This window comes from Zobellia roscoffensis, assembly GCF_015330165.1.
Classification (GTDB): Bacteria; Bacteroidota; Bacteroidia; order Flavobacteriales; family Flavobacteriaceae; genus Zobellia; species Zobellia roscoffensis.
Genome location: NZ_JADDXT010000002.1, coordinates 3,174,764 through 3,192,175 on the forward strand (window position 1 = coordinate 3,174,764; position 17,412 = coordinate 3,192,175).

The window sequence follows — 17,412 nt, forward strand, 5'->3', positions numbered from 1 at the left end:
ACAAATATGAAAAATATAATTAAAACCAGAATTCAAGTAGTCTTGGTGGGATTCTCGCTAATCATAGGAGCGGGCTGTTCGGATTTTCTTGAAGAAACCGATCCATCTAACATTACTGCAGACAGTTATTTTAAAACTGCGGAACATGCAGAATCTGCGGTATATTCCATCTATTCCAATTTAAGGGACGTGCGTGGAGGGTCATACGGAGGTAGTCCTTGGCTAATGTTAGAATTTGCTACAGGTTTAGCAGATAGTGATTTAGGTCAGGCAGATAATAGCAATATCATTCGGAATTTAACGAATACGTCAGACAATGCGTATGGTAAATCGTACTGGGATAGCAGCTATAAAGGTATAGCCAATGCGAACTTGGCTATTGCAAACATTCCGGATATTACTATGGATGAAGGCCAAAAAAATCAACTATTGGGAGAAGCTCGGTTTTTAAGAGCCTATTACTATTATAATCTTGTTAGGATTTTTGGCAGCGTTCCTTTAATTACTGACCCAATTGATTTAAGTTCGGAAAACTTGTATTCATCCCAAGAAACAGTAGAGAATATTTATACGGTAATCGTAGAAGATTTAACTACTGCAGAGGCATCTGGTTTACCGTTTAATGATGGTACTGGAAAAGTAACTTTGGGTGCAGTTAAATCGTTGCTATCTAGTGTGTATTTAACTATGGCTGGTAACCCTCTACAATTGGGTAGTGAGTACTATCAAAAAGCAGCGGACAAAGCCAAGGAAGTTATTGATTCGGCAGAATACAGCTTATTTTCTACGTATGCAGATTTACATGACCCTGAGCAAAACAATACAGGCGAGAATATTTTTATGGTTCAATATGAAGCTTTTGTAGACCCTTCTGATTGGCAGCCATTGGTAATACCGTATAACATGAATATTTCTGCTTATTCGGAACAGACAGGTGCTATTTATGCCAATCTGGATTTTATAAATTCATATGATGAAGGAGATAAAAGGATAGCAGAAAAGGAATTTTACTATACCATGTATACGTCAAAATTCGATAGGGATGAAACTATTGTTCTAGGTGGATACTTCCTCTATAAGCATTTTGATATTGTTGCTAATCTTGATACGGCAAGTAGTGATTTAAATTGGGATTTGATTCGCTATGCTGAAGTCTTATTAATTTATGCTGAGGCGTCAAATGAGGTGTCAGGTCCTACAGCAGAAGCTTATAATGCGGTAAACGGAATTAGAACTAGAGCAGAGCTTCCTGATTTGGCCGGACTAAGCAAAGACCAGTTTCGTGAAGCTATTTGGAAGGAAAAATGGCACGAGCTTAGTTATGAGAATGTCACTTGGTTTGATATGGTTAGGCTTAAAAAAGGATTTAATGTTACCACGGGAACTTTTGAAGATTTCGTAGGTCATCAATTTGCATATGGCCCAACATTGACGGAACGTGAACTATTGTTTCCAATACCTACAGATGAGCTTCGTAACAATGAGAATCTTGTTCAGAATGCAGGATATTAATGACACGATAGCTTTTTAAAGCTCATCATATTTTAAATACAGACAATACTAAACTCTGGGAATAAAAATGAAACATAATTTATTTAAAAGCAGTAAAAAGCTCGGGCACCAAAATAAGCAAAGCTTCTTAGCGAAGAGCCTTTCCGTTTTCATGATTTTGGCTTGTACGTCATCTGCAGTAATGCAGGCACAAAGTAAATCCAAAGAAAAACCAAATGTAATTGTGGTGATTACGGATGATCAAGGTATGGGGGATTTGGGGAGTTACGGAAATCCCTATATCAAAACCCCAAATATTGATACCTTCTATAAAGACGCCGTACGGTTTAACAATTATCATGTTTCTACTACCTGTGCGCCTAGTAGAGGCGCGATTATGAGTGGTAGACATACCAATCGGCTAAACGTTTTTCATACCATAACTGGGCGTTCCCTACTTTTTGAGGATGAGGTAATACTACCACAGATATTTGCGCAGAACGGATATACAAATGGCATGTTCGGTAAATGGCATTTAGGGGATAATTATCCGTACCGTCCGGAAGACAGAGGTTTTCATGAAGTTGTCCGTCATGGAGGTGGGGGAATTACCCAAGGTCCTGATTATTGGAACAATGATTATTTTGATGATACGTATTGGCATAATGGAAAAACCGAAAAATACGAAGGCTACTGTACCGATGTTTTCTTTTCGGAAGCATTGGACTTCATAGAAACCAACAAGGATAAACCTTTCTTTTGTTATATCGCGACCAATGCTCCTCACGGTCCTTTGAACGTGCCAAAAGAGTATATGGATATGTATAAAGGCGTAGACGGGTTGGAGGAAAAATTCCAACGGTTCTACGGAATGATTACCAATATAGACGACAATTTTAAGCTTTTGGAAGATAAGTTAGCTGCTTTGGATATTGCAGATAACACCATTCTAATTTTTACAACGGATAATGGTACCGCTGGTGGAAATAAAGTTTTTGATGCAGGTTTAAGAGGAGGTAAAGGTAGTGAGTACGAAGGTGGTCACCGTGTTCCTTTGCTAATCCGTTGGCCAAATGGGGAACTTTCAGGAGGTAAGGATATAGATAAATTGGTAGCTCATTATGACCTGTTGCCTACGTTCGTTGATCTTCTAGGTTTTGATTTTAATCCGGTGAAGCCATTGGACGGAAAAAGTCTAAAACCTTTGCTTTATGAGGAAGCCGAGGAATGGCCAAATAGAATTTTATATATGGATACCCAGCGCTTACAGAATTTGGTGAAATATAGAAAGTACTCTGTTATGGACGATAACTGGCGTTTGGTAAACGGGACGGAGCTTTATGATATGAATATAGATCGCAGCCAGACTACGAATGTATTTGACAAACATCCTGAGGTAGCGGAAAGGTTAGCTGTGGGTTATGAAAAATGGTGGCAGTCCATCATGGATGAAAACGTTAACGAGCGTTACGCTTATATTAAAGTAGGTTCTCCCGAAGAAAATCCTAGCCGTATTTCATCACATGATATGATGACGGGTAAATTCGGGCATATGTGGCATCAATACGGAGCAACAAATGCCTCACAAGCTACAGGAAATTGGAAAATTGAGTTTGTTGAGGATGGTGATTATAAAATTAGCTTATGCCGTTTTCCACGGGAAAGTGGTTTGGCCATAAACGAAACTTTTCCAGCAGAAAAACAGAGGGTAGAGTTAGAAAGAGCTATGCCGGCAAGTACAAAATCCGATTTTGAAGAGGCCTATATTTATGTTGCCGATTTGGAAAAGACCGCTAAAATTGAAAAAGGCCAAAAAGAAGTGTCTTTTACCGCTAAGGTTTCTGCAGGTAAATATGATATGGAAGCGCAATTAATCGACAAAGACAAAAGGCTACACCCTGCCTATTATGTGTATATAGAAAAGTTATAAAACGTATTCCCGTTACTACGTAAATCTAAAAATGTTTCTGTTCAACTTTGATTGGACTGGGACGTTTTTGGTTTATGGGAGGAATAGTGAATTTCTTTTGGTTTTTTGATAGATTATTGGTTTAGAAGTGAGGAGTGAATGTCTTAGGGCAAAAAAAGTATCATTTTAGGTGTATTATCTGGTGGTTTTGAAAAAGTTGAAGTTTTAATTTTGTACTGTTAATATAGAATTTATGTCAAAGAAAATAACAATTACGGATGTTGAAATTAAAGATGTCCGTTTTCCAACGAGTAAGTCCTTAGATGGTTCGGATGCAATGAATCCAGACCCGGATTATTCTGCGGCGTATGTAATATTAAAGACCGATTCCGATAGTGGACTAGAAGGTCACGGATTAACATTTACAATTGGTAGGGGTAATGAATTATGTGCCGCAGCGATCCAATCCTTAGCCCCGTTAGTGGTTGGAAAAACGTTGGAAAGCTTTACTGCCGATATGGGTGCTTTTTGGAAAATGATTACAGGAGATAGTCAGTTACGTTGGTTAGGTCCTGAAAAAGGAGTTATTCATTTGGCAACAGGTGCTGTGGTTAATGCGGTTTGGGATCTGTATGCTAAAGCAGAAGGCAAACCTTTATGGAAGTTGTTGGCCGATATGACGCCAGAAGAATTGGTGAGCTGTGTTGATTTTACCTATATAACAGATGCGGTCACGCCACAAGAGGCATTGGCCATGTTGAAGGATAAAGAAGGAACAAAACAAGAACGGATTACACGTTTAAAAGAGTCTGGTTATCCTGCTTATACTACTTCGGCTGGTTGGTTGGGGTATTCAGATGATAAGATGCGTAGGCTCTGTAGAGAAGCAAAAGAAGCCGGATTTGATCATATGAAAATAAAGGTAGGTTCGGATTTGCAAGATGATATGCGCCGTGCGGCAATTATTCGTGAAGAAATTGGAGATGATCTTCGGTTGATGATGGATGCCAATCAGAAATGGGATGTAGATGAAGCCATTGAGAATATGGCTGAGTTGAAAAAATTCAATCCGTATTGGATCGAAGAACCCACAAGTCCGGATGATATTTTAGGTCATGCCAAGATAGCCAAGGCGGTAGCGCCAATTAAAGTAGCTACGGGAGAACACTGCCAGAACAGGGTAATGTTCAAACAGTTGATGCAGGCCAATGCCATAGAAATCTGCCAGATAGATAGTTGTAGGGTAGGGGGCGTCAATGAAATATTGGCCATTTTATTTATGGCTTCAAAATTTAATATACCGGTTTGTCCGCATGCCGGTGGAGTTGGACTTTGTGAATATGTACAACATTTATCAATGATCGACTATATTGCCATAAGCGGTTCTTTAGAAAATCGTATTATTGAATTTGTAGATCATTTACACGAACACTTTTTTGATCCGGTAGTTATTAAGGAAGGGGCATATATGCCGCCAAGTATGGCTGGATACAGTATAACTATGAAACCTGAATCGTTAGCGGAATACAGCTTTCCGAACGGGAGTTATTGGAAAAAAGAATTAAGTGCAACAATATAAAATACCTATGAAATTTAATTTAAAGGATAAATTAGCTGTGGTTACCGGTGGCGGTAGTGGTATTGGTAAAGCCATTTGCTTGGCACTTGCTGAGCAGGGAGCAACAGTTCATATTTTAGAATTGAACAAAGAAAATGCTAGGGATACGGTTACCCAAATTAAAAATGAAGGAGGCAGTGCTTTTACTTATAGTTGCAATGTAGCTGTGCAGAAAGAGGTTCGTGCGGCATTTGAAGCCATAACAGCAAAAAATCCAATCGATATTCTAATAAATAATGCCGGTATTGCTCATATAGGCAATTTGGAAGTTTGTCAAGAAGAAGATTTAGACAGCTTGTATGATGTTAACATCAAGGGAGTTTATAACTGTATGCACGCTAGTATTGGATCATTAAAAGAGACAGGAGGCATAATTATAAATATGGCGTCTATAGCATCATCAGTAGGAATCAATGATAGATTCGCCTATTCCATGACCAAGGGTGCGGTATTAACTATGACCTATTCCGTAGCCAAAGATTATTTAAAAGATGGTATTAGATGTAATTGTATTTCTCCTGGCAGAGTGCATACGCCTTTCGTAGACGGATTTATCAATAAAAATTACCCGGGTAGAGAGAAAGAGATTTTTGAAAAGTTATCAAAAACGCAGCCAATCGGCCGAATGGGAAAACCGGAAGAAGTCGCTAATTTGGCGGTATACCTTTGTTCCGAAGAAGCCTCATTTATTACGGGAACAAATTTCCCCATAGATGGTGGATTTGTTACCTTAAACGGTTCCTAGCATAAACAAGGTTTTAAAATAAAATATACTGACGTATTAAAATATATAACACAGATGAAATTAATAAGATTTGGGAGTATAGGCGAAGAAAAGCCAGGAGTACAATTAGATAATGGTACACGATTAGATGTTTCGGAATTTGTAACGGCAGATTATAATGAAGCGTTTTTTGGAACTAATGGCATACAAGAATTGAGCGATTGGTTAGAAAAGAACGAAAGAAATTGTCCGGTGGTTTCTGATGCTGTGCGTTTAGGTTCACCATTGGTACGCCCTTCAAAAATTGTATGCGTAGGCTTAAACTATGCCAAGCATGCAGCGGAAAGTGGTATGGCTATTCCAAAAGAGCCCGTACTTTTCTTTAAAGCTACTTCTGCTATTGTAGGACCAAATGACGATGTTATCATTCCAAAGAACAGTGAAAAATCGGATTGGGAAGTAGAGCTTGCCGTTGTTATTGGTAAGAAGGCCTCTTATGTAGAAGAAAAAGATGCGTTAGACCATGTAGCCGGTTATGTCTTGCATAACGATTATAGTGAGCGTGCTTTTCAGATAGAAAAAGAAGGCCAATGGTGCAAGGGAAAAGGATGCGATACTTTTGCGCCTATAGGACCTTTTATTGCCTCTGCAGATGAAATTAAAGATCCAAATAATTTGGATCTATGGTTAAAATTAAATGGAGAAAAGATTCAAGACAGCAATACTTCAGATTTTATTTTCAACATACAAGAAGTAGTAAGTTACATTAGTCAGTTTATGACTTTATTGCCAGGCGATATTATTTCAACGGGAACACCTTCTGGTGTCGGTTTGGGTTTCAATCCGCCTAAATACCTAAAGGCAGGAGATGTTGTAGAGCTTGGTATTGAAGGGTTGGGAACTTCTAAACAAAACATAAAAGCATATCAATAAATAGAGAATATATGGATCTAAACTTAAAGGACAAAGTCATTATTGTAACCGGCGGTTCAAAGGGAATTGGTCTGGCTATAAGTCAGATTCTATCCAAAGAGGGAGCAATTCCTTATATAATAGGTAGAAACAAACCGAATATTATTGGGGTGGCCAAAGAGATTGAAAAAACCGGTGGTCAAGTGGGTTTTGCCTTTGCAGAGTTAACAGATCCGGAACAATGTAAAGCCGCTATAGAGCAGGTAATCTCAAGGTTTGGAAGAATTGATGGTTTGGTAAACAATGCCGGAGTAAATGATGGTGTTGGTTTAGAAAATGGCAATTATGAAGACTTTATGGCTTCTTTGCACAAGAGTTTGGTTCATTATTATCTCATGGCCCAATATGCGCTTCCCGAGCTTAAAAAGAACAAAGGAGCAATTGTGAATATTGGTTCTAAAACTTCGTTTACGGGTCAAGGAGGAACATCCGGGTATGCGGCTTCCAATGGAGGAAGAAATGCACTCACCAGAGAATGGGCTGCGGAACTTTTACCTTATGAGATCAGGGTGAATGCTGTAATAGTGGCGGAATGTTATACGCCATTGTACGAAAGATGGATCAATACATTTCCGGAACCGGAGAAAAAATTAAAAGCGATTACGGATAAAATTCCTTTGGGGAATCGCATGACGACATCAGCTGAAATAGCTAATACGGTTGTTTTTCTATTGTCAGAACTATCAAGCCATACTACGGGACAATTGGTTTTTGTAGATGGCGGATACACGCATTTAGATAGGGCAATAACAGCTTAAATATAATATGAAAGACGAACAGAAAATACCCGTAGTAGCTAAAAATATCCTTTTTCCGTTTATACTTATAACCTCTTTATTCGCTCTTTGGGGATTTGCCAATGATATCACCAATCCTATGGTGGCGGCATTTAAACGAATCTTAGAGTTGAACAATACTCAGGCTTCTTGGGTTCAAGCGGCCTTTTACGGAGGCTATTTTACCATGGCATTGCCCGCAGCTTATGTCGTGAAGAAATTCAGTTATAAAGTGGGTATTTTGGTGGGGCTTGCATTGTATGCGGTGGGCGCGCTTATGTTTTATCCTGCGGCGGCCATGGAAAATTACTTGTTCTTTCTTTTGGCATTGTACGTATTGACGTTTGGTCTAGCGTTTTTGGAGACTACCGCCAATCCTTATATTTTAGCAATGGGAGCGGAGGAAACTGCAACCTTACGTTTAAATTTGGCACAGGCTTTTAATCCTTTGGGAGCACTTTCTGGCTTGTTTGTAGCACAGTTTTTTATTCTGGGCGCACTGCAATCGGATGATGTTACGGAGGACGGCTCCTATATTTATGAGACCTTGTCAGAATCTGCAAAGGCGGCCGTAAAGACATCGGATTTAATGGTGATTAGAAATCCTTATGTAGGATTAGGACTCTTCGTGATTTTTATGTTCGTGGTCATTGCCATGGTAAAAATGCCCGAAGGCAAGAAAGAGAATCAAGTAGGCTTAAGGGAGTCTATTAAACGAATATTTAAAAAGGAACGTTTTGTGGGTGGCATGCTCACCCAAATGTTTTATGTAGGTGCACAGATTATGTGCTGGACGTATATTTACCAATATGCCGAAAATATTGGTATTAACAATAGAGATGCGGTAAACTATGCGTATGCCGCATTGGTGATTTTTCTGATAAGTCGGTTTTTGTGTACGTATCTAATGAAGTTCATAAATTCAGGAAAATTGTTGATGATTTTGTCCATCATGGCAATTGGTTTTTGTGCCGGTACTATTTTTATACAAGGAGAAGTAGGTTTGTATTCTTTGGTTATGGTTTCCTTTTGTATGTCCTTGATGTTCCCTACCATTTACGGAATAGCCTTAACGGGCTTAGGAGATGATGCCAAATCTGCTTCTGCATTTTTGGTAATGGCTATTGTGGGCGGTGCTTTTATGCCTATGTTACAAGGTTTGATTTTGGATATTGGGGGAACGGGATATAATGATGTTATGATACTTGGCGTTCCAGAAGTAAATTTCTCGTTTGTCCTTCCCATGCTCTGCTTTTTTGTAGTGGCTTTTTACGGTTATAGGGCCTATAAAAAGTATGGTTTAGAATAGAATTCAGTTTGATTTAAAATTTGAACGGCACCTAAGTATAAAGAGGAGCCTTTGCAATATAGTTTGTTACAATGGGAAAAAAACCTACACAAGGCTGGGATTCTAGATATCCTTCCATAGATGATTTGCGAAATAAGGCAATGCAAAAGATTCCAAAATTCGCTTTTGAATATTTGGATGGAGGATGCAATGAAGATGTTAATCTGCATAAGAATACCTCAGAAATTCGTGATGTGGAGCTTTTGCCATATTACCTTAGTAAGCATACCAAATCAGAAATGAAAACCGAACTTTTTGGTCACACGTATGATGCTCCTTTTGGCATAGCACCTGTGGGTTTACAAGGTCTTATGTGGCCTAATGCACCAGAAATTTTAGCAAAAGCAGCGTTTGAACATAACGTTCCATTTGTACTGAGTACGGTAAGTACAAGCAGTATAGAGCGTATTTCTGAAATAACTGAAGGTAATGCTTGGTTTCAATTGTACCACCCAACAGAGAATTCGTTGCGAGATGACATTATAAAAAGGGCCGCGGTTGCAGAATGTCCAGTTCTGGTTATCCTTTGTGATGTTCCTACTTTTGGATTTCGGCCAAGAGATATTAGAAATGGATTGGCTATGCCGCCAAAAATGTCCGTAAAAAATATACTTCAGATTATGGGTAAACCGGAATGGGCCATGAAAACCCTTATTCACGGACAACCTAATTTTGAAACCTTAAAACCCTATATGCCCAAAGGATTGGATTTAAAACAATTGGGCAAGTTTATGGACCAAACCTTTTCGGGTCGATTGAATGAAGAAAAAATCAAACCTATTAGGGATATGTGGAAGGGAAAATTGGTTTTAAAAGGTGTAGCTAATGAGGCCGATGCAGAAAAGGCTATACGGTTAGGAATAGATGGTGTCATTGTTTCCAACCACGGCGGAAGACAACTGGATGCGGGTGAATCTACAATAAGACCTTTGTGCCGAATTGCCGAAAAATATGGAGACCAGCTTACGGTTATGATGGATAGCGGAATACGTTCGGGACCTGATATAGCCCGTACATTAGCCAGTGGGGCCAAATTTACATTTATGGGACGTTCATTTATGTACGGTGTAAGTGCCTTGGGCAACAATGGCGGAAACCACACTATATCATTACTTAAAACCGAATTACAACAGGTTATGGAGCAAATTTGCTGTGAACGGATAGAAGATTTCCCAAAGCATTTGATTGAAAAATAGGTGAGCTATTAGCCTCTAGGTTTAACGGTTATAATAACTCTTTTGTAGCTTGATAAGGCGGGTGTACCCTTATCTGTCACTTTAAGAATAATATGTATAGTGGCTTCCTTTTCCACCCTCGGAGCTGAAAAAGTAACTAAATGTGCATTTTCTGTTCCTCCTATTTCAATTGATTTTTTATAGGTTCCGGCTTCAGGATAATCAAACCAAAGGAAACTTAGGTTGTCTCCATCTGGGTCATAGCTGTCAAAAGCATCCAAGGTAATACTTTCTCCGGATGTAACGTTCATTTGCTGTTGGTGCTTTAGGAGGATAATAGGAGCGTGGTTTGCTTCCGTAAAAGGTAGGGTGCACCAATCCATCCGTGCTGCAAAATCGTTTTGAAAATCATCTCTCCAACGCCAAAGAGATACTTTATCACCGCTAAAAGAAGTGGAATCCAATTTTACGGTTCTTCCATATTCATTGGCTAGATAAGGCGTATAACTATCTTCGGAATTCGTCCAGATTTTTCTAGTTTCAACTTCAAATGGTACGCCGGAATTTCCTTTCTTCCGACCGGAAAAAGTGGGCCTTTTGAATTCATATCTACCACCCCAACCACCCCAATTAGGGTGTTCAGGAGAGTTTAGTCCATTTGGAATTAGAGATAAGAAAGCGGGTGTGTCTCCTTCAATTCCCCAAGCAACATCAGGATATAGCGCACCAAGCGGGCCGTGTGCTTGTTGGATGTTTTCCGAAATCCAAGAGTTACTAATTTCAGAATTGTCTATGTTGTCAACAACGGTCATAATACCGTTCCAAGTAGCGTTGCCATAATCGTCCCCAGGACTTACAATATAAAAGAGGTGAGGAAATTGATCTCTAATCCAGATACCACTATCATCCTGGTCAGAAATAGTGTATACCCTTAACTTGGAAATAAGCCGCTTTTGCTCTTCTTTGGTTTTTGTGTTTTTTATTTTGAATAAGGCTTGTGCCAAGGTATTGGAACCTCCCCAAACAGATATCCATAACGGACGTTCATCCTTTTTTTCAAGAGCTTTGATAATCCAATTAGACCCTTCAGAATCTTTGCCTTCGCCAACGCCAAGCATTCCATAAACAGGTAGACCGTTTTTTACCAATGAAGTCAGCTTGTCAACCTCGGGAAATTCTGAATGATGATTCTTTAAGTTGGGTTGTACTTCTCCATAAGCCTTGAGTACTTTTTGTATGGATTCCGGATGAATGGAATTTTTTAACCAACAGGAAGTAGTCGCTACAATACCCTCTATATCAATTTCATTAGAATATAAAAGTAAGCGTACCAGAGATTGCGTATCGTCCGGGTCTGCTTCAATATCAGTTAATATAATAACTCTGTTTTTTTGAAGTATTTCTTGTGCAGATAGGGTACTTAAATTCAACAAAAGTATCAGTAGAAAAATAGGTAATTTCATAATGGGGTGTGTTGATTATGAGAGCAAATGCGCTTGTTCTAAAAGTAAGGTTTTTTCGTTTACTCAATGATTGAGATTAAATGCTCCCAGGCTTGCCTCTAAATCAAAGTGTATATCTTTTAATACCTTATGGGCTTACCGGAGGTAGTTTACCTAAATGGCTTGGGCTTTTGGTCCTTACTAGCGTTTTCGGCGATTTCTAGAATTCTTTTTTCTCGTGTTTCTGGTCTTTTTGCACTTACCACCCAATGGAGTAGAATTTTTTTAGCAGACTTGCTTAAACCTTCGAAATACGCATTAGAACCTTCTCTTTCTTCCAATGCTACAGCCAAATCTTCGGGTATTATAAGGGCTTCTATATGGTCTAAAATTGACCAAGAACCGTTGGTTTTGGCTATGGTAATACTTTGAAGACCTGCTTTGGTCATTAAGTTTTGTTCCGTAAGATATACTACTTTCTCCTTATTTATTCTTGACCAATTACTTTTAGCTTTGCGTTTACCAAAATACTGTTTGTACTTTTCTGAATCTATGGTTTTTTTTATACTGTCTATCCAGCCAAAACAAAGGGCATGATCAACAGCTTCGCTCCAGGATAAATTAGGGCAAGCCGATTTTTTTTTATGGATGATAAGCCAAACGGAATCTTTTTGTACATGGTTCGTTTCTAGCCATGCCCGCCATTCTTGGGGATCGGATGGGCAAAAATGTTCTGTTTCCTGTTTTTCCATAGGTTCGTTAAATGCCCAGTGTAGGTAAGTGTTTTACTTTATGGTAGGTCAAAGCCGCTTTAATGCAGTAAACGAGTTCTTCTTTGGGTAGTTTACTATCTAATTTAAAAACGATAGCCCTTTTTCCTTCGAATTGAAAGGTATTTTTAAAAACAATCTTAAAGGTTTCTACCAGTCTGCTAGTACATTTAAAATAGAGTGCATATTGGTCAGGAGACTTGGCTTTCCAATCCATGCGAAGGGTGCTGCCTATTTTTGTTAGATAACTGGGTTCGCCCCATTTTAGGGTTTCTTCCAGTTGGTTGATGCCCTCAATTTCCTGTGCGGTTTCTAGAACCAATTTGCGTAATGCCAACATTTGTGGGCGTACAGAATCTGGGTAGGTATTGAAGACCGATGCTACGTCAGGATTAATTTTCAACTTTAGATCTTCCATGGGTTTATCAATTACAAAGATGGCCACTTGGTTAGTGTAGTTAAAAGTAACCAATAGAATCCGTTTCAGCAATCAAAAATAATGGGGTGGGGCATTGCCCAAAGTTCTAAAGGTTGCTAGTTATCCTTTCTAAAAATTAAATCTTGCTCTTCCATGGCACCAACAACTAGCTGTATATAGTCATCTATAGCTTTTTCAATATTTTTAGGGTCAGAGATATCTATACTTCCCCGCCAAATCATAGAGCGGTCTTTACCTTCGCAAATACAGTAGAGGGTAGTCTGGGCGTGATATATGTTAAATTGGTCGTAATAGGTGTCATCATAAAAAATATCTTGATTTTCTAAATAATCGTTATTAAAACGCCCCTTGTAATTGTCCAATTTTGAAATGGCTTGTAGAAAGCTCTCTCGGTTTTCAGAACCGGTAATTTTCGTCAAAAGAATAGCGTCAAAATCTTTGTCCAAAAGGCTTTGCTCTACAGCGTCTAGTTCTCTTTCTGTTTTGCGACTGTCGGTAAAAGAAACATCAAAAATATCAAGGCTTTGCATGGCCTCCACATTTCTTTTGGAGAATTCCTTTTGCAATTTAGCCTCAAAACTTTCCCTAGCCATTTTATTTTGGGTCATGCCTACTACAAGTACTTTCTGAGCGTTAAACAAAACAATATCAGGATTTTTCCAATTTTCGACTAGACTAGTTGAAGAACATCCTAAAGAAAGTAAGAGGATTAGTATGGCCAGTTTTTTCATGGTTTTATGAAGTTTAGGGATTATTTGGCTCAGTAAGAACAACGGTATAAAACCGACTATTGTAATACGATTTTGCCGTGATCAGATCACGACCATAAAAGTAAGTGACACAAATTTTGTGGTACATGATAAAAGTCAGTTTATGGCAGATTTACTTTAAGTAATTTTATAACCTTTAAAAAAGAGAAATGAAAAGCAGTTTTAATAAAATTATAGAGTCGGATACACCTGTATTGGTAGATTTCTTTGCAGACTGGTGTGGGCCCTGTAAAATGTTGGCTCCCATCTTAAAGGAGGTGAAGGACGAATTGGGCGAGAATATAAAAATTGTAAAGATTGATGTAGATAAGAACCAACCTTTGGCAAGCAAGTACAATGTACGCGGTGTGCCTACAATGCTATTGTTCAAGAACGGCAAGCAAGTATGGAGGCAGTCTGGGGCGTTGCCTAAAAAGGATATCGTTCAAGTAGTAAAGTCTAATTCTTAATTGAATTCTATTTCTAATAAGTGATGTTATGAAAAGGTATTCTGTTTTATTTAGTATGTTCATTTTCTTTGCCAGTTGCAAAGAAAACAAGAAAGCAACAACTGTATCTTCTGATGATGTAGAAGTAAAACAAAATACAAATGTTTCAAAAGTTCATGCGGGTCAAGTTATTTTAGAACGGGAGTGTTATTTATGTCATGACCCTAAAACCAATATGGCCGATAGAATAGCACCTCCTATGGAGGCTATTAAAAGACATTACATAGATTCTACGGTATCTCAAAAAGAATTTACCGAGGCGTTAATTAAATGGATAAATGATCCCGAAACGGAAACTAAGATGCCCGTGGTACATGGAGAATTTGGACCTATGCCGTATTTGCCAAGTCGTGATGAGTCGTTAACGCAGATTGCCGATTATATATATAATAACGAATTGGAACGACCGGAAGGTTTTGACGAGCATTTTAAGTTGGGTCATACGAATGGTATGGAGGATTGTAATTGTTCTGACTACCCCGATTTAAGTGAGGTCTTTTCAAAAATTGGGATGTCTTACGCTAGTGATGCAAAGGCCGCTTTAGGCGGTAGTTTAACAAAAGCCATTCAAGAAAAGGGAACTGTTGGTGCTATTGGTTTTTGTAATTTGGAGGCAATTCATATTACGGATAGTGTTTCGTCAATGAAGAATGCAGTTATTAAGAGGGTATCGGATAGAACAAGAAACCCTAATAACAAGGCAAGTGCCAAAGAGTTAAAATATATAGCAGCTTTTAAAGAAACATTGGCTGGGGGGAATGAAGTGAAACCAGTGGTGGAGATTAAAGATGAAGAAGTAGCGTTTTTTTCTCCCATTATTACCAATGGCCTTTGTTTACAATGTCATGGTACACCTAATGAGCAAGTATTGCCCGAGACTATGGTTGCGCTTAATAAATTGTATCCACAAGATATGGCTACCGGTTACGGTGAGAATGAAGTACGCGGTTTATGGAGTATAGAATTTTATAGTAAATAATAAAATCATTTTTGTTTGTTAAATACCACCGAACTTGATTTGGGGAATCAATAAAGGGGTTTTATCAAGTATTAATTAGATGGTTGGAAAAAGGGTGTTGCTTATGCAATGCCCTTTTTTACTTCCTTTTATTCTTCTATTAGGATTTGACGCTACTTCTTGAGATTATTAAAAAAGTAAGATACCTTTGTTGGAAACAGAAGATCTAACTCAAACACTACACTTGCTATGACCATCCATAATCTTGGCGATACCAATTCGCTCATGAATAAATTTATTGCTGAAATTAGAGACGTCGCCATCCAAAAAGATACCATGCGTTTTCGGCGTAATATTGAGCGAATAGGAGAGGTGCTGAGTTATGAGATGAGCAAGTCTTTGCAATTTGAAAAAAGCAAGGTAACCACACCTCTGGGGACCAAAGAATTACAATTGCCAACGGACCAATTGGTTTTGTGTTCCATATTAAGAGCAGGACTACCGTTGCACCAAGGCATGCTGAATTATTTTGATGATGCGGAGAATGCTTTTATTTCCGCTTACCGACATCATGAGGGAGATGAAGATGCGTTTGAGGTAATCGTAAACTATTTTGCTGCCCCGTCTTTAGAAGGTAAAATCTTAGTACTCGCAGATCCCATGCTGGCTACGGGCAGAACATTGGAAAATGTGCTCAAGGCACTAAAAAAGCATGGCAAACCTTCACAAATACATATTGTTTCCGTGATTGGGGCGCAAGCCGGTATAGACCATGTGCAAAAGGTATTTCCTAAAAGCACACATTTATGGATTTCTGCCATAGACCCGGAATTGAATACCAGAGGATACATTATACCCGGTATTGGAGATGCAGGAGATTTGGCTTATGGAGCCAAGCTTTAAGGCTTTTAGAATCTATAAAAAAGGTGTAGTCTTTAGTTTTTTATAGGTGAAGTATTACTGGTTCGCAGTAGGGTCATATGCCTCATTTGACGAAGTAGGTATTGGTGCGTTTGTTCGTATGCGCCATTTACTTAATTCTTCATATAGTTGTTTAGTCCTAGCTAGGTTATATTGTGCCAGATTGTTTTTTTCGCCAATATCCGTGTTTAGGTTATAGAGTTCGAGCTCACCGTCCTCAAAATATTCATGTAGTTTCCATTCCCCCGAAATAATAACCGATCCTGGCCGAGTTCTAAAGAGAGGATCTCTGCCTTGGTCTTTTAGTAGGTCATATTTTTGAAGATAGATCGGGAAGTGAAAATAGAGATTTCGTGTAACTGGCTGTTCTCCGTATAAAATGGCTTCAAGATTTATACCATCAAGTAAATTGGCTTTTTTTGTGGGATTGGTAATATGCTGTAGGGTAGGGTAAAAATCTAAATTGCTAACTGTTGCGGTAGATGTGGAATTAGGTTTGATTTTTCCAGGCCATTTTATAACCAAAGGAACACGAATGCCACCTTCATAATAAGAACCTTTTCCCGCTCGTAAAGGATTCTGTTCTGAAATGGCTCTTATACCACCATTATCGGAAGTGAAAATCACAAGAGTATTTTCTTCCAGACCATTTTGTTCTATGGCATTTAGAAGCCTGCCTACATTCTGGTCCATGGCATATACCATTGCCGCGTAATCGGGTTTGTTTTGTCCGTTTTGCCCTTTTTTCGATTCAAATTTAGCAACGAACTCTTCTTTTCCCATAATTGGGGTATGCACTGTGTAATAGGGCATATAAAGAAAGAAAGTTGTGTCTTTATATTTCTTGATATATTCAATGCCTTCATTGGTGAGTCTATCGGTTAAGTATTCTCCTTTTTTTCCATTTGAAATATGGTCAATTTTATATGGAGAAAAATAACCTTCTTTGCCAGGATTACCTTTTGAACTTCCGCCTATATTAATGTCAATTCCTTGATTTAAAGGGTTTTCGCCTACATGCCATTTGCCAAAACTACCGGTTACATAACCTGCGGATTTTAGCATTTCTGGCAGGGTATAAATAGTATCGCTTAAATGGGCGGTGTTTTTTATAGGAATTAACTTTCGTGTTTTTATATCTCCACGATCAGATGGGCTTACCGTATAGATTCCGTGTCTAGGAGTATTGAGGCCAGAAATGAGACAGGCTCTACTTGGAGCACAATTAGCTGCGCCTGCATAGGCATTATAAAATACCATACCTTCATTTGCCAAAGCATCTAAGTTAGGGGTTTCATAATATTTACTTCCCATAAAACCAAGATCTTTATATCCAAGATCATCTATATTAATAAGAACTATATTCGGTTTTTTATCATCTTGGAGTTCTGTTTCAGCTGGTTTACATTGTAATGTGCCTATGGAAAGAAAGGCTATGAACAGAAATTTGATAGTACGGATAATCATCTTTTTATCTTGGATTAAGCCCACGGTGTTACATTCTATTTTCATCGTGTTTTTAGTGAATCAAAGCCGTAAATATACATCTCCTTTTGGTGGACAAGGGGTTCTAGAATCTAATTAAGGTATACAAATGTTCAGTTTTCCGAA

16 protein-coding genes are annotated in these 17,412 nt (G+C 38.5%); 11 read left to right on the forward strand and 5 right to left on the reverse strand.

Annotated features, from left to right (window positions below):
• The first annotated feature begins 6 nt into the window (after positions 1–6).
• The 8 genes from IWC72_RS13050 to IWC72_RS13085 all read left to right on the forward strand — a co-directional run bounded on the left by IWC72_RS13050 (position 7) and on the right by IWC72_RS13085 (position 10,034).
• A complete protein-coding gene (locus tag IWC72_RS13050) occupies positions 7–1,512 on the forward strand; it encodes a RagB/SusD family nutrient uptake outer membrane protein (RefSeq protein WP_194530047.1) in 1,506 nt (501 codons plus the stop codon).
• Positions 1,513–1,579: 67 nt separating this feature from the next.
• On the forward strand, positions 1,580–3,421 hold the full coding sequence (locus IWC72_RS13055; protein ID WP_226979562.1) for an arylsulfatase: 1,842 nt from the start codon (positions 1,580–1,582) through the stop codon (positions 3,419–3,421).
• A 232-nt stretch (positions 3,422–3,653) separates the two neighbouring features.
• Positions 3,654–4,979 (forward strand): L-fuconate dehydratase, encoded by a 1,326-nt coding sequence (locus tag IWC72_RS13060; RefSeq protein ID WP_194526607.1) that lies wholly within the window; start codon positions 3,654–3,656, stop codon positions 4,977–4,979.
• Positions 4,980–4,986: 7 nt separating this feature from the next.
• A complete protein-coding gene (locus IWC72_RS13065; RefSeq protein WP_194530048.1) occupies positions 4,987–5,763 on the forward strand; it encodes an SDR family NAD(P)-dependent oxidoreductase in 777 nt (258 codons plus the stop codon).
• Positions 5,764–5,817: 54 nt separating this feature from the next.
• Positions 5,818–6,675: a fumarylacetoacetate hydrolase family protein gene (locus IWC72_RS13070; protein ID WP_194530049.1), complete on the forward strand. Its 858-nt coding sequence runs from the start codon at positions 5,818–5,820 to the stop codon at positions 6,673–6,675.
• An 11-nt stretch (positions 6,676–6,686) separates the two neighbouring features.
• Positions 6,687–7,472: an L-fucose dehydrogenase gene (locus tag IWC72_RS13075; RefSeq protein ID WP_194526610.1), complete on the forward strand. Its 786-nt coding sequence runs from the start codon at positions 6,687–6,689 to the stop codon at positions 7,470–7,472.
• A gap of 7 nt (positions 7,473–7,479) precedes the next feature.
• Positions 7,480–8,799, forward strand: coding sequence for an L-fucose:H+ symporter permease (gene fucP, locus IWC72_RS13080; RefSeq protein ID WP_194530050.1), 1,320 nt, complete (start codon positions 7,480–7,482; stop codon positions 8,797–8,799).
• Positions 8,800–8,870: 71 nt separating this feature from the next.
• Complete coding sequence (locus tag IWC72_RS13085; RefSeq protein WP_194530051.1) at positions 8,871–10,034, forward strand: alpha-hydroxy acid oxidase; 1,164 nt, start codon at positions 8,871–8,873, stop codon at positions 10,032–10,034.
• A gap of 8 nt (positions 10,035–10,042) precedes the next feature.
• Here the strand turns inward: IWC72_RS13085 and IWC72_RS13090 are convergent, their stop codons facing one another.
• The 4 genes from IWC72_RS13090 to IWC72_RS13105 form a co-directional block, all read right to left on the reverse strand.
• Positions 10,043–11,476 (reverse strand): DUF1593 domain-containing protein, encoded by a 1,434-nt coding sequence (locus IWC72_RS13090; protein ID WP_194530052.1) that lies wholly within the window; start codon positions 11,474–11,476, stop codon positions 10,043–10,045.
• A 149-nt stretch (positions 11,477–11,625) separates the two neighbouring features.
• The gene (locus tag IWC72_RS13095; protein ID WP_194530053.1) at positions 11,626–12,207 is read right to left on the reverse strand and encodes a YdeI/OmpD-associated family protein; all 582 of its coding nucleotides are present in this window, start codon (positions 12,205–12,207) and stop codon (positions 11,626–11,628) included.
• A 7-nt stretch (positions 12,208–12,214) separates the two neighbouring features.
• Entirely contained in the window at positions 12,215–12,643 is a 429-nt protein-coding gene (locus IWC72_RS13100; RefSeq protein ID WP_194526615.1) for a DUF1801 domain-containing protein, read from the reverse strand.
• A gap of 116 nt (positions 12,644–12,759) precedes the next feature.
• A complete protein-coding gene (locus tag IWC72_RS13105; protein WP_194530054.1) occupies positions 12,760–13,395 on the reverse strand; it encodes a hypothetical protein in 636 nt (211 codons plus the stop codon).
• A gap of 188 nt (positions 13,396–13,583) precedes the next feature.
• On the opposite strand from IWC72_RS13105, the gene trxA reads away from it, so the two are divergent.
• The 3 genes from trxA to upp all read left to right on the forward strand — a co-directional run bounded on the left by trxA (position 13,584) and on the right by upp (position 15,783).
• On the forward strand, positions 13,584–13,883 hold the full coding sequence (trxA, locus tag IWC72_RS13110; protein WP_194530055.1) for a thioredoxin: 300 nt from the start codon (positions 13,584–13,586) through the stop codon (positions 13,881–13,883).
• A 28-nt stretch (positions 13,884–13,911) separates the two neighbouring features.
• Positions 13,912–14,901 carry a Tll0287-like domain-containing protein gene (locus IWC72_RS13115; protein WP_194530056.1) on the forward strand — a complete coding sequence of 330 codons (990 nt, stop codon included), beginning with the start codon at positions 13,912–13,914 and terminating at the stop codon, positions 14,899–14,901.
• Between the two features lie 228 nt (positions 14,902–15,129).
• Complete coding sequence (upp, locus tag IWC72_RS13120) at positions 15,130–15,783, forward strand: uracil phosphoribosyltransferase (RefSeq protein ID WP_194526619.1); 654 nt, start codon at positions 15,130–15,132, stop codon at positions 15,781–15,783.
• 54 nt (positions 15,784–15,837) lie between these two features.
• On the opposite strand, the gene IWC72_RS13125 is transcribed toward upp, so the two are convergent.
• Positions 15,838–17,313, reverse strand: coding sequence for a sulfatase (locus IWC72_RS13125; protein ID WP_226979563.1), 1,476 nt, complete (start codon positions 17,311–17,313; stop codon positions 15,838–15,840).
• Positions 17,314–17,412: the final 99 nt, after the last annotated feature.

Coding starts and splice junctions, on each gene's coding strand:
- IWC72_RS13055 (WP_226979562.1), top strand. CDS start 1,580: ATGAAACATAATTTATTTAAAAGCAGTAAAAAGCTCGGGCACCAAAAT.
- IWC72_RS13115 (WP_194530056.1), top strand. CDS start 13,912: ATGAAAAGGTATTCTGTTTTATTTAGTATGTTCATTTTCTTTGCCAGT.
- IWC72_RS13060 (WP_194526607.1), top strand. CDS start 3,654: ATGTCAAAGAAAATAACAATTACGGATGTTGAAATTAAAGATGTCCGT.
- IWC72_RS13070 (WP_194530049.1), top strand. CDS start 5,818: ATGAAATTAATAAGATTTGGGAGTATAGGCGAAGAAAAGCCAGGAGTA.
- IWC72_RS13100 (WP_194526615.1), bottom strand. CDS start 12,643: ATGGAAGATCTAAAGTTGAAAATTAATCCTGACGTAGCATCGGTCTTC.
- IWC72_RS13090 (WP_194530052.1), bottom strand. CDS start 11,476: ATGAAATTACCTATTTTTCTACTGATACTTTTGTTGAATTTAAGTACC.
- IWC72_RS13105 (WP_194530054.1), bottom strand. CDS start 13,395: ATGAAAAAACTGGCCATACTAATCCTCTTACTTTCTTTAGGATGTTCT.
- IWC72_RS13095 (WP_194530053.1), bottom strand. CDS start 12,207: ATGGAAAAACAGGAAACAGAACATTTTTGCCCATCCGATCCCCAAGAA.
- IWC72_RS13125 (WP_226979563.1), bottom strand. CDS start 17,313: ATGAAAATAGAATGTAACACCGTGGGCTTAATCCAAGATAAAAAGATG.
- IWC72_RS13085 (WP_194530051.1), top strand. CDS start 8,871: ATGGGAAAAAAACCTACACAAGGCTGGGATTCTAGATATCCTTCCATA.
- trxA (WP_194530055.1), top strand. CDS start 13,584: ATGAAAAGCAGTTTTAATAAAATTATAGAGTCGGATACACCTGTATTG.
- IWC72_RS13075 (WP_194526610.1), top strand. CDS start 6,687: ATGGATCTAAACTTAAAGGACAAAGTCATTATTGTAACCGGCGGTTCA.
- IWC72_RS13050 (WP_194530047.1), top strand. CDS start 7: ATGAAAAATATAATTAAAACCAGAATTCAAGTAGTCTTGGTGGGATTC.
- IWC72_RS13065 (WP_194530048.1), top strand. CDS start 4,987: ATGAAATTTAATTTAAAGGATAAATTAGCTGTGGTTACCGGTGGCGGT.
- upp (WP_194526619.1), top strand. CDS start 15,130: ATGACCATCCATAATCTTGGCGATACCAATTCGCTCATGAATAAATTT.
- fucP (WP_194530050.1), top strand. CDS start 7,480: ATGAAAGACGAACAGAAAATACCCGTAGTAGCTAAAAATATCCTTTTT.